The organism is Candidatus Amarolinea aalborgensis (assembly GCF_900491745.1).
Taxonomy (GTDB): domain Bacteria; phylum Chloroflexota; class Anaerolineae; order SSC4; family Amarolineaceae; genus Amarolinea; species Amarolinea aalborgensis.
The window spans coordinates 552,071-563,634 of record NZ_UETR01000001.1; the positions used below are offsets into that span (position 1 = coordinate 552,071).

Sequence of the window (11,564 nt, forward strand, 5' to 3'; positions counted from 1 at the left end):
GGGTAAGATACGCCCCTGGTCAGGGCTGTCAGGGCGCCAGGTTAGTTTGTCTTGCGTTTGCCGCGCACCCAACTCAATGCCACACCATAGGAAGTCTTAATGCCGTCGAAAATCAGCCGCTTGTGCGAAGCGATTATCGAGGCCGGCTGGCTCGCCGCCCTCATCATGGTTCCCGTTTTTTTCAATGTCTACTCCAGTCGCGTCTTCGAGCCTGACAAGATAAGCGTGCTGCGCTCTATCGTTCTCGTCATGATTGGCGCCTGGCTGGTCAAGCTGATTGACGGCGGCGGCGCGGCCGCCCCGCTGCCCGCATCCGCCACCCAGACCCCGCGCGGCAGTCTGTGGCGTCAAATCCGGGAAACGCCGCTCATCATCCCCGCTTTACTGCTCGTTAGCGCCTACCTGATCAGCACTGCGCTCTCGGTCGCGCCGCGCATCAGCTTCTGGGGCAGCTATCAGCGTATGCAGGGGACCTACTCGACCTTCTCATACATCACGATCTTCTTTCTGACCTTGACCCACCTGCGCTCGCGCGTGCAGCTCAACCGTCTGCTGCACGCGATGGTCATCTCCTCGCTGCCCGTGGCGCTCTACGGTATTTTTCAGCACTACGATCTTGATCCCTTGCCCTGGGGTGGCGATGTCAAGCAGCGCGTGGCGGGCAACATGGGCAATGCGATTTTCATCTCCGCGTACCTCATCATCCCCTTTTTCATCACCCTGGAACGCTTCCTGCGCTCGGCCGGACGCTTGCTGGCTGAACGAGGCGGGGAAATTGCCGATGCGGTTCTGGTCGGCGCCTATGTGTTCGTGCTGGTCGTGCAGAGCGTCGCCATCATCTTCTCCCAGAGTCGCGGCCCCTGGCTGGGTTGGTTTGCGGGGCTTTACATCTTCGTGCTCTTGGGCCTGATCGCGCTGCGCGGCCGCAGCGGCGAAGGGCGCCGCGCGGCCGGGTTTTTCCGCTGGGCCTGGCTGGGCTGGATCGGCCTGGCCGTCGCGGGCGTGGCGTTCCTGATCACCTTCAACTTGCCTAACTCGCCGCTCGCTGGCCTGCGCAGCGTCCCCTACGTGGGCCGCTTGGGCCAGATCTTCGAAACCGACGAAGGCACCGGCAAGGTGCGCGTACTGATCTGGGAAGGCGCCAGCCAGATGATTCTTCCACACGCGCCTGTGACCTATCCCGACGGCACGCCCGATCCGCTCAATGCCGTGCGGCCGCTTTTTGGTTATGGCCCCGAAGCGATGTGGGTGGCCTACAACCCCTTCTATCCACCTGATCTGGCGCACTACGAGGCGCGCAACGCCTCGCCCGACCGTTCGCACAACGAAACCTTCGACGCGCTCATCATCACCGGCGCATGGGGCTTCCTGGCCTATGTCATTCTCTTTGGCTCTGTTTTCTTCTGGACCCTGCGTTGGTTGGGCTGGGTGCGCAATCGCCAGGACGCGATCCTTTTTCTCACCTTGACCCTTCTCGGCGGTCTGGGCGGCGTGCTCGTGCCTTGGCTGGCCCTGGGCGATCTGCGCTACCTGGGCGTTGCCATTCCGGCCGGCCTCATCCTCGGCTTCATCGTCTACCTGACCATCAGTGCGTTCCGCAGCACGTTTACCCTGCAGATGGGCGGCAGCCGCGCCCTCCTGCTGCTCTCTATCCTGTCGGCCATTGCGGCCCATTTTGTCGAAATCCACTTTGGCATCGCCATTGCCGCCACACGCACCTATTTCTGGACTTTGACCGCCGTCCTTCTTGTCACCGGCTTGGGGTGGCTCGATCTCTCCGACGAGGAGCCGGTTGAAGCTGCGCCTGCGCCCGCCGCCGCGGCGCCAACGGCGGCCGCCGTCCGGCCAACGACGGCGGGACGCAAGCGGCGCAGCAGTGGGCCGCCGCCGCGCGATCAGGTCGCAGCCCGCCCATCCACGACACGCGCCGCCGGCGGCCCCACCTGGGTTGACCAGCTGCTGCCCTACGCCTTCATGGGCGCCATCGTCTTGGTGACGCTGATTTGGGATTACATGGCTAACCAGGGACGCGACACCAACGCCTTCAGCGTCCTGGTGAACGCCCTGTTCATCAAGAATCGTAACGGCCAGCCCACTGTTAGCCTGGGCATCGCCTCGCTGCACCTGTTTGCTTGGGGCGTGGCGGCGATCATCGCGCTGGGCGATGTGGCCGCGAACCAGCGCAAAGCGCCCTCCGGCGCCTGGTGGCTGCGCAGCCTGGGCCTCTACAGCGCCGTGGTCTGGGGCATTTGGCTGATTTTTAGCCTCATTCACGGCGCGCGCGTGGCCATGGGCGCGGTGTTACAGGGCAGCCGGGTCAGTGTCGAGCAGTTGAGCGACTACGTGTCCGGCTACATCGTAGACTACTACATCATCGGCTTCCTGCTTATTCTGGCCTTGGGCTGGACGGTCTGGAGAATCAACAGCCGCCGGCTCGTGTCGTGGACCATGCGCGGCCTGGCGACCAGCTTCAGCGCGGCGTTGGTCAGCGTGATCGTGATTGCTTTCGTCAGCTCGGTCAACATCGGCCTGGTGCGCGCCGACACCTACTACAAGCAAGGGCAGGCGTACGACAACGTGGGCCAATGGCAAGGCGCCATCTTCCTCTACCAGAAGGCGCTCGACATCGCGCCGGACGAAGACTACTACTACCTGTTCCTGGGACGCTCTGCGTTGGAGCAGGCCAAAGTGACGACCGATGCCACCGAACGCCAGCGCTGGTTGGGCGATGCGCTCACTGTGTTGACGCGCGCACAGGAGCTGAACCCCCTGAATACCGATCATACCGCCAACCTGGCGCGCTTCTATCGCTCGCGTGGGGAGCTGGAAACCAACACCGCCGCGCGTGAGAAGGATTGGCAGACCGCGCTCACGTACTACCAGGCGGCGACGCGGCTCAGTCCGAATGCCGCTCATCTGTTCAACGAAAAGGGCCTGGTCTATTTCCTGCTCGCCAATCTGGCGCGTGATCAGCAGCAGGAAACGGTCGCCAACGGCTACTTCGATGACGCGCTGACCGCGCTCAATCGCTCACTGGCGCTCGATCAAATCTACCCGCAGACTTATCTTTTCCTGGGTGATGTCTGGCGCTCGCGCGGCGACAACGAGAAGGCAATTGCCGCGTACCAACAGACCTTGAAACTAAGTCCTGGTCAGGCGCAGGCGTGGAGCGCGTTGGGCTACATCTACGCCCAACAGGGTAAGGTGGCCGAAGCCATCAGCGCCAATCAAAAGGTGACGCAGCTCACCCCCCGCGACGCCTCCAGTTGGCGCAACCTGGCGATTCTCTACCAGCAAACCAATCAGCTCCAGCCGGCCTTGGATGCTGCGCAAGAGGCGTTGAAATATGCGCCCGATGCCGACAAGCCGACGCTGGAGGCGCTGGTGCAGCAGTTGCAGGCGCAGTTGTCCAAATGACACGCGAAATCTTGATTGTAGCCACCGCGCTGGCGTTGGCTCTCGGCGGCACCCCGCTTGCCCGCCGCCTGGCGCACCAGTTTGGCGTTTTGGATCAACCGAACGCGCGTAAAGTACATGCCAAGCCAACCCCTCTGTTGGGCGGGATTGCCATCTACTCCGCGTTCATGCTGGCGCTGCTCTTCCTGGGCGACCGCTTCTACGTCAATCAAGTCGTCGGCATCTTCGTTGGCGCGTCGTTCGTCTCGTTCTTAGGTTTGGTGGACGACAGCCGCGGTCTTCATCCGCTCATCAAGCTCGGCGGACAGATCGTGGCGGCGTTGATCCTGGTGCTTTCCGGCGTGTATGCCGACATCTTCCCGGGCAACGGCCTGGATATTCTCTTGACGGTTCTGTGGGTGGTTGGCATCACCAACGCCATGAACCTGCTCGATAACATGGATGGCCTGTCTGGCGGCCTGGCGGCCATCGCTGCGGCCTTTTTCTTGGTTTTAGCTGGCTTGAGCCGGCAGTACCTGGTGGGCGCGCTGGCCGCCGCGCTGTTGGGCGCGTGTATTGGCTTTTTGCGTTATAACTTCAACCCCGCCAGCATTTTCATGGGCGACAGCGGCAGCCTCTTCCTCGGCTTTGTCCTGGCTGCCACCGCGATCAAGCTGCGTTTTCCGAGTAATGTCGTTTTTGTCACCTGGATGGTGCCGGTGCTGGTGTTGGGACTGCCCATCTTTGACACCACGCTCGTCTTCATCTCACGCCTGCGGCGGGGCCTCAACCCGTTGACCACGCCCGGCAAGGATCACATCTCTCACCGCCTCGTGCGCTTGATGCACGGTTCACGGCGGGAGGCGGTGTTGACCTGTTACCTGTTGGCTGGCATCTTTGGCTTGATTGCCGTCTTCATCACGCAGGCGGCCATCGTCGAAGCTTATGTCGTGGCTCTCACCGTGCTCGGTATCTGTCTGTGGGCGCTCTGGCGCCTGGAACAGGTGCCGGTCACCGACTCACCGGCGCCTTGAGGCGTTCGCTCCTATCAAACCGGACGCAGTGTCTTGAGCGCACGGCGCCCGGGTGAATCCCTGTAGACAAGCATTTCCAAGGAGAAGTTAGTTCATGCAGATTTATCGTCGTGTGCGGGCTGCGCTGTCGCCAGCCCTGGTTGGCGTCTTCCTGGCCCTTTTGTTAGCCGCGTGCAGCGGGGCTCCAGCGCCTGATATTACCAAAGTCACCCCGACCGGCCCGGCTGTTGCCACCCAGCCGGCGCCAGTGACTCCGACGCAGCCATCAGACGGCGCCGTCGCCGGCACGCCCACGGTGCCTGTGCCTTCCAAGCAGTGGAAGGAGGCTCCGGCTATGACCATTGACCCCAACAAACTTTACTTTGCCACCTTCAAAACGGCCAAGGGCGATTTCAAGGTTGAATTGTTTGCCAAGTCCGCGCCAAAGACGGTCAATAATTTCATTTTCCTGTCCAAAGAGGGCTTCTACGATAACACCACCTTCCATCGCGTGATCGAGAACTTCATGGCGCAGGGCGGCGATCCCACCGGCACCGGCACCGGCGGCCCTGGCTATCAGTTCGAAGACGAAATTGACGTCTCGAAGCAGTTCGATGACGCCGGTTACCTGGCCATGGCCAACGCCGGCGCCAACACCAACGGCAGTCAGTTCTTTGTAACCACGGTGCCTACGCCCTGGCTGAACGGCGCGCACACGATCTTCGGTAAAGTGGTCGAAGGCCTGGATGTGGTGAAATCGCTCACCCTGCGCGACCCGTCGCAGAATCCAACCACCCCGGGCGACGCGCTGACCACGGTCGAGATCAGCGAAGGCACGACCAGCCTGCTCCCGCCGCCGACAGCCACGCCTCTCCCGACGCCGCCGGTCATGCAAGAAGGGCGCCCGTTGGCGAAGTTGGACGTGGCCAAGCGCGAGAAGCTGTACAATGCGCCGCCCGCGATGTTGCTTGACAAAAACAAAAAGTACAGCGCGACGGTCAAGACCACCAAGGGCGACATCGAGGTGGAGCTGTTTGCCGACAGCGCGCCGCAGAGCGTCAATAGTTTCGTTCTCCTGGCGAAACTCGGCTACTACGATGGCTTCCCCATCAACTTCACGCAGCCGGGCGCGTTCGTCCTCACCGGTTCCCCCGCGGGCCAGCCTTCGAGCGACGTTGGCTACTCTCTCCCTGCGGAGCCGTCCACCACGGTTACGCACACGCTGGGGGTCATGGGCCTCTACTACCTGCGTGAGAAGCAAGGCTCCAGCGGCAGCCAGTTCTACTTTGCCCTGGCTGACCTGCCTCAGTTTGACGGTCAGTACAGCGTGATGGGCCGAATTACCAAGGGCACGGATGTCGCGGTCGCCTTGACGATGGAAGACAAGATCACTACCATCGAGATTACTGAGAAGTAAAGCCTTATCCATCTGCGAAACCCGGCTTGCGCCAGAAGTCGGGTTTCGCATGCAGGCGGGTTTCTGCATAAGGAACCCGCCTGCTGATCTCTACCCAGAAACCCGACTTCTGAGACCTCCACGGAGTCATCATGTCAGCCGGCAACCAACCTCCGCTCGGCGATCCAGGCGCGGCGCCCTCTCGTTGGCGACGCTGGATACCGCGCGTGCTGGCTTTGTTCTTTGCGCTCGCCATCTCCATCACCATCTTCGCCCTGCGCGACCGGATCGAGCAGATTGGCGCCTATGGCTACCCCGGCGTCTTTCTCATCAGCGTACTTGGCAGCGCTACGATCATCCTGCCTGCGCCCAGCCTGGCCGTTGTCTTTGCCCTGGGCAGCTCTCTCAATCCCCTGCTGGTCGGCCTTGCCGCCGGGCTGGGCGAGGCGCTGGGCGAGTTGACCGGCTACCTGGCCGGCTACAGCGGCAGCGCCGTCATTGAGGATCGTGAACGTTATGCCCAGCTAGAACGCCTGGAACGCCGCTACGGCGTCTGGGTTATCTTCGTCCTCTCCGTCATCCCCAACCCGATTTTTGACCTGGCAGGCATCGCCGCGGGCATGTTGAAGTTTCCAATTCAGCGCTTCTTCATCGCTTGCTGGGCGGGCAAGACCATCAAGACCATCCTGGTGGCCCTGGCTGGCGCCGGCGCGTGGAGCGCCATCACCCAATGGCTGCGCTGAATGATGGTTTGTCAAGATGCTTGACCATGTCACGCGACGGTGCTAAAATGGCTGCGCGGTGGCTGTGGAAGAATCTTGCTGTTTGTTTGTCGTTAAGATGTCGCCCCAGCCAGCCCCCAAGCGTGCACAATCTGATGTGATCTGTGAGCAAGGAACTCTCACACAAAGCCACAAAGACACGAAGGAATCGGTTTGCGTCTCAGTGTCTTTGTGGCTTTGTGTGAGTCATTTGATTCCGGCTTGTCCGGGGTTAGGAAGATAGCGTATGATGAGCGAAGCGCCCGATTTCTCACTACCCAAAACCTACGACTTCAAGGCGACAGAAGAACGCCTCTATGCCTGGTGGGAAAGCAACGGATGGTTCAAGCCTGAAAACGCACCCCAGCCCGACGGCGAACCGTATGTGATCTCGATTCCGCCGCCCAACGTCACTGGGGAACTGCACCAGGGGCACGCCCTCTTCGTAACCCTGGAAGACCTCATGATCCGGTATGCCCGTATGCGTGGAAAAGCCGCGCTGTGGGTGCCGGGCACCGATCATGCCGGCATTGCCACCCAGCTGCAGGTTGAGCGCAAGCTGCGCCGCGAGGGTACGAGCCGCCAGGAGCTCGGCCGTGAGCGCTTCGTGCAGGCGTGTTGGGACTGGACGGACACGTACCACGACCGCATCACCGGTCAGCTGCGCCGACTGGGCACCAGCTGCGATTGGGAACGTGAGCGCTTCACCATGGACGACGGCCTTAATGCGGCCGTGCGCGAGGCCTTTGTGCGCCTCTATCGCATGGGGCTGATCTACCAGGCCGAATACCTGGTCAACTGGTCGCCTGGCCTGCAGACCGCCGTGTCGGATGTGGAAGTGGAGTACAGCGAAGAGCAGGGCACACTCTATTACTTCAAGTACCCTATTGCTGGCGCGCACCTGGACGACGGCCCAGGCATCGGCTACATCCCTGTCGCCACCACGCGGCCAGAGACCATCCTGGGCGATAGCGCCGTCGCGGTGCACCCGGAGGACGAACGTTTTCGCGACCTGATCGGCGCCACCTGCCTGGTGCCCATGCTCAAACGCCCCATTCCGGTGATTCACGATACCTACGTGGATCGTGAGTTCGGCACCGGCGCGCTCAAAATCACGCCCGGACATGACGTGAACGACTTTGCCATCGGCCAACGTCATGGCTTGCAGATCATCAACGTCATGAACAAAGACGCGACCCTCAACGACAATGCCGGCCCCTACGCCGGCCTGGATCGCTTTGAGTGCCGCAAGCGCCTGTGGGCCGATATGGAAGCTGCGGGCCTCACGATCAAGGCCGAACCCTACACCATGCAGGTCCCTCGCTCACAGCGCGGCGGCGAGGTGATTGAGCCATTGGTGAGCAAGCAGTGGTTTGTCAATACGAAGGCCATGGCCGAGTTGGGCCTGGCCGCGGTGCGCAGCGGCCGCATCCAGATTGTGCCGGAGCGTTTCAACAAGGTCTTCTATCACTGGTTGGAGAACCTGCGCCCCTGGTGCATCAGCCGCCAGCTCTGGTGGGGGCATCGCATTCCGGTTTGGAATGGGCCGGACGGACATCCGTTCTGCGCGCATGATGAGCAGGCCGCGGCCGCGCAGGCTCGCCTGCACTACGGCCGCGACGTGAATCTGACGCAGGATGAGGATGTGCTCGACACCTGGTTCAGCTCCGGCCTCTGGCCCTTCAGCACCCTGGGCTGGCCCGCGGACACCGCGGACCTGCGCCGTTTCTATCCGACCGCGGTGCTGGAAACGGGCTATGACATCCTGTTCTTCTGGGTGGCGCGCATGATCATGATGGGCCTGATGTTTACCAATGACGTGCCGTTCCAGACGGTCTATCTGCACGGCCTGGTGCGCGACGAGCATGGCCGCAAGATGTCCAAGACCTTCGGCAACGTGATTGACCCCATCGAGGTGATGGATGAGATGGGCACCGATGCGTTGCGCTTCACGCTGCTGACCGGCTCTTCGCCCGGCAACGACATGAACCTGAGCATCGAGCGGGTGCGCGGCAACCGCAACTTTGCCAATAAGATCTGGAACGCCGCGCGTTTCGTGCTCAGCAACCTGGAACGCCTGCCGGCCAGCGCGCTGGCGGCCGCGCCGCAGACCACCCTGGCGCAGCGCTGGATTCGCAGCCGCCTGCAGACAGTGGCGGTCGAGGCCACGCGCTTGTTCGAGACCTTCCAGTATGGCGAGGCCGGGCGCCAGGCGTACGATTTCCTGTGGGGCGACTACTGCGACTGGTACATCGAGATTGCCAAGAATGAATTGAACGATCCGGACACCGCGCTCAGCGCTGCGCGCACGCTGCTGGAGGTGCTGGAGCAAGCCCTGCGCCTGCTGCACCCCTTCATCCCTTTTGTCACCGAGGAGATTTGGCAGCATCTGCGCGCTTTCTGCCTGCAGCAGCCGGGCTTTGGGCTGACCGAGTGGCCCGCGGCGCTGATCGTGCAGCGCTGGCCGCAGGCCGATCCCGACCAGATGGACGCCGCGGCCGCCGAACACTTCGCGCGGCTGCAGGACGTGGTGCGCGCGATCCGTAACGCACGGGCCGAAGCCAAAGTGGAGCCAGGCCGGCGCATCACCGCGCTGCTGGCGGCCGGCGAGTTCAGCGACCTGCTCAGCGCGCAGCGCGATGTGTTGGTCAACCTGGCGCGGCTGCAGGCCGATACCCTGATCATCGCACCCACGCTGTCCGCGCCAGCGCAGGCTGTCACCCTGGTCGCCGGCGGTGTGACCTGCTACTTGCCCCTGTCGGGCCTGGTTGACCTGGACGCTGAGCGGGCGCGTTTGCAGGCCGAATTGGACCAGGCGACGGCCACAATCGAGCGTGTGGAGCGCACCCTGGCCAACGCCGGCTTTGTCAGCCGCGCCCCGACCGACGTGGTGGCGCGTGAGCGCGCCCGCCTGGCCGAATTGCAGCAGCAACAGGCCAGTCTGGCCGCTCGCCTTGCTGCGTGGACTGCGTAGGTCCGGCCTCCTGGCCGGACGAGGTTGTCAGGCCGGGACGATGAGCGGCGCGCACGATCACCTGGATGGAGAACGTCGTCACGGCGGAGCCGTGACCTACGCTGCGTGGATATCATCGGTTGGGAGAAAGCGATTCGATGCCCGATTGGGATCAAGTAGAAGCACAGGCCAGTGAGCTGCTGGCGGCGTATTTGCGCATCAACACCACAAACCCACCCGGCCAGGAAGCGGCGGCGGCCGCCTTTCTGGCCGGTGTCTTTGCGCAGCACGGCATCACCGCGCAGGTGGCCGGCGCTGCGCCTGGCCGCGCCAATCTGCTCGCCGTCTTGCCCGCCGCTGATGTCCGCCAGCCGCCGCTGCTCCTCACCCATCACATGGACGTGGTCACCGCCGACCCGGCAGAATGGTCGCTTGATCCCTTTGGTGGCCTTGAAAAGGACGGACATCTCTACGGTCGCGGCGCGCTGGATACCAAGGGCCTGGGCATCATGCACTTGCTTGGCATGCTGTTGCTGCAGGCCAGCGGCCGGCCTCGCCATCGCCATGTGCTCTACCTGGCCGTGGCCGATGAGGAGGTCAACAGCACACACGGCATGGTCTGGGCGCTCGATCACTGGCGTGACGAATTGGCGGGCGCGACGGCCTGGGGTGAAGGCGGCATGGGGGTGCGCGGCGTGCTCGGCCCGGCGCCTTTCTTCGGCATCGCCACCGCCGAGAAGCTCAGCCTGACCCTGCGCCTGACCGCGCGCGGTCAGTCTGGCCACGGCTCCAGCCCACATCGGCAGAACGCCAACGAGATTCTGGCCCAAGCCATCGTGCGCCTGGCCGCCTGGCAGCAGCCGCTCGAGATTACCCCCGTGGCGGCGGAGATGATGCAGCAGGCGGGGCGGGTGTTCGGCGGCTGGCGGGGCTGGCTGCTGCGCCGTCCGCAGCAGCGTCTGGCGGCGCCGCTTTATCGTTCGCTGCTCGCTGGACAGCCGATGCTGGCGGCGATGCTGCACGATACCGTCAGTGTGACAGTCGTGCGCGGCGGTGAGAAGGATAATGTCATTCCCGGCCTTGCCGATGCCACGCTGGATGTCCGTCTGCTGCCGGGACGTGAGCCAGATGCGTTTATTGAGCGTCTCAAAGAGGTCATCCAAGACCCACGTGTAGAGGTTGCCGTGCTGTATGCGCCCACACCCGCGCCCGTGTCGCCCACCACCAATCCGCTGTACACCACGCTCAGCCGGGTCATTCAGCGCCACGCGCCAGGCGCGCTCGTCGGCCCCATGCAGTTGACCGGCTGTACGGACGGGCGTTGGCTGCGGCGCCAGGGGCTGCCTACCTACGGCCTGGCGCCCATCATCGTAGATGAACAGGAGTTGGCCGGTATTCACGGCCCGGATGAGCGCCTCAGCCGCGCCAATCTGCAGCTGGGAACCCACATCGTCTTTGAGACGCTGACGGCGCTGTGCGGCAACGATGCGGCGGCGTAACTGAAACGAGGCGCGGCGCCTGTATGTGCCATTCAGTCTTCGGGCAAAACCTGTCACAGCCCTGGTTCAGCCCAACGTAGGTCTTCGGCGTTCGCTTACCAACACGCACGATTACTCCTCTATCGTTGCGGGCGACAGTTCCATCATTTCATCTTGGCCGCTTGCCAGTTCCCACTTCTTCTTGTAAACAGCCACCGCATCTTCCAGGAATTCGAGACGTTCGGCCATGGCATTCCACAACGCAGGCGAGAGAACGACCAGTGCGGGCTTACTGCCGCGCTCGACGAGCACGACCGGCCCTTGTTGGGCTTTCGTGATAATTTCCATTTGGCGCACGCGCATGTCGCTAATCGGGGCAATCTCAGGCAATGGGTTCATCTTTTTACTCCAGAGTTATCCATGCGCGCCGCGTACAACCGTGAATGAAAACAGGCCATTCGCGGCGATCCGTGTTCATCCGCGGCCTACTTTCGGGTCGGTCCTCACACAAAGCCACCAAGATGTCAAGCGCTTCTTTGTGTCTTGGTGACTTTGTGTGAGCCACTC

Annotated in this window: 7 protein-coding genes; 6 read left to right on the forward strand and 1 reads right to left on the reverse strand. The window is 62.7% G+C overall.

The annotated features are described in order from the left end of the window. Nucleotides 1-99 precede the first annotated feature (99 nt). The 6 genes from ACPQ6D_RS02360 (at nt 100) to ACPQ6D_RS02385 (ending at nt 11,018) form a co-directional block, all read left to right on the forward strand. On the forward strand, nt 100-3,417 hold the full coding sequence (locus tag ACPQ6D_RS02360; protein ID WP_423222669.1) for a tetratricopeptide repeat protein: 3,318 nt from the start codon (nt 100-102) through the stop codon (nt 3,415-3,417). After that, a complete protein-coding gene (locus ACPQ6D_RS02365) occupies nt 3,414-4,430 on the forward strand; it encodes an MraY family glycosyltransferase (protein WP_423222670.1) in 1,017 nt (338 codons plus the stop codon). The genes ACPQ6D_RS02360 and ACPQ6D_RS02365 overlap by 4 nt, the downstream gene beginning before the upstream one ends. Before the next feature lie 94 nt (nt 4,431-4,524). Beyond that, complete coding sequence (locus ACPQ6D_RS02370) at nt 4,525-5,826, forward strand: peptidylprolyl isomerase (protein WP_423222671.1); 1,302 nt, start codon at nt 4,525-4,527, stop codon at nt 5,824-5,826. 131 nt (nt 5,827-5,957) lie between these two features. After that, nucleotides 5,958-6,548 carry a YqaA family protein gene (locus tag ACPQ6D_RS02375; protein ID WP_423222672.1) on the forward strand — a complete coding sequence of 197 codons (591 nt, stop codon included), beginning with the start codon at nt 5,958-5,960 and terminating at the stop codon, nt 6,546-6,548. 265 nt (nt 6,549-6,813) lie between these two features. Continuing rightward, on the forward strand, nt 6,814-9,540 hold the full coding sequence (locus ACPQ6D_RS02380; protein WP_423222673.1) for a valine--tRNA ligase: 2,727 nt from the start codon (nt 6,814-6,816) through the stop codon (nt 9,538-9,540). Between the two features lie 137 nt (nt 9,541-9,677). After that, nucleotides 9,678-11,018, forward strand: coding sequence for a M20/M25/M40 family metallo-hydrolase (locus ACPQ6D_RS02385; RefSeq protein WP_423222674.1), 1,341 nt, complete (start codon nt 9,678-9,680; stop codon nt 11,016-11,018). Between the two features lie 111 nt (nt 11,019-11,129). On the opposite strand, the gene ACPQ6D_RS02390 is transcribed toward ACPQ6D_RS02385, so the two are convergent. Further along, nucleotides 11,130-11,396 carry a hypothetical protein gene (locus ACPQ6D_RS02390; RefSeq protein WP_423222675.1) on the reverse strand — a complete coding sequence of 89 codons (267 nt, stop codon included), beginning with the start codon at nt 11,394-11,396 and terminating at the stop codon, nt 11,130-11,132. Between the last annotated feature and the right edge of the window lie 168 nt (nt 11,397-11,564).

Coding starts and splice junctions, on each gene's coding strand:
- ACPQ6D_RS02360 (WP_423222669.1), top strand. CDS start 100: ATGCCGTCGAAAATCAGCCGCTTGTGCGAAGCGATTATCGAGGCCGGC.
- ACPQ6D_RS02365 (WP_423222670.1), top strand. CDS start 3,414: ATGACACGCGAAATCTTGATTGTAGCCACCGCGCTGGCGTTGGCTCTC.
- ACPQ6D_RS02370 (WP_423222671.1), top strand. CDS start 4,525: ATGCAGATTTATCGTCGTGTGCGGGCTGCGCTGTCGCCAGCCCTGGTT.
- ACPQ6D_RS02375 (WP_423222672.1), top strand. CDS start 5,958: ATGTCAGCCGGCAACCAACCTCCGCTCGGCGATCCAGGCGCGGCGCCC.
- ACPQ6D_RS02380 (WP_423222673.1), top strand. CDS start 6,814: ATGATGAGCGAAGCGCCCGATTTCTCACTACCCAAAACCTACGACTTC.
- ACPQ6D_RS02385 (WP_423222674.1), top strand. CDS start 9,678: ATGCCCGATTGGGATCAAGTAGAAGCACAGGCCAGTGAGCTGCTGGCG.
- ACPQ6D_RS02390 (WP_423222675.1), bottom strand. CDS start 11,396: ATGAACCCATTGCCTGAGATTGCCCCGATTAGCGACATGCGCGTGCGC.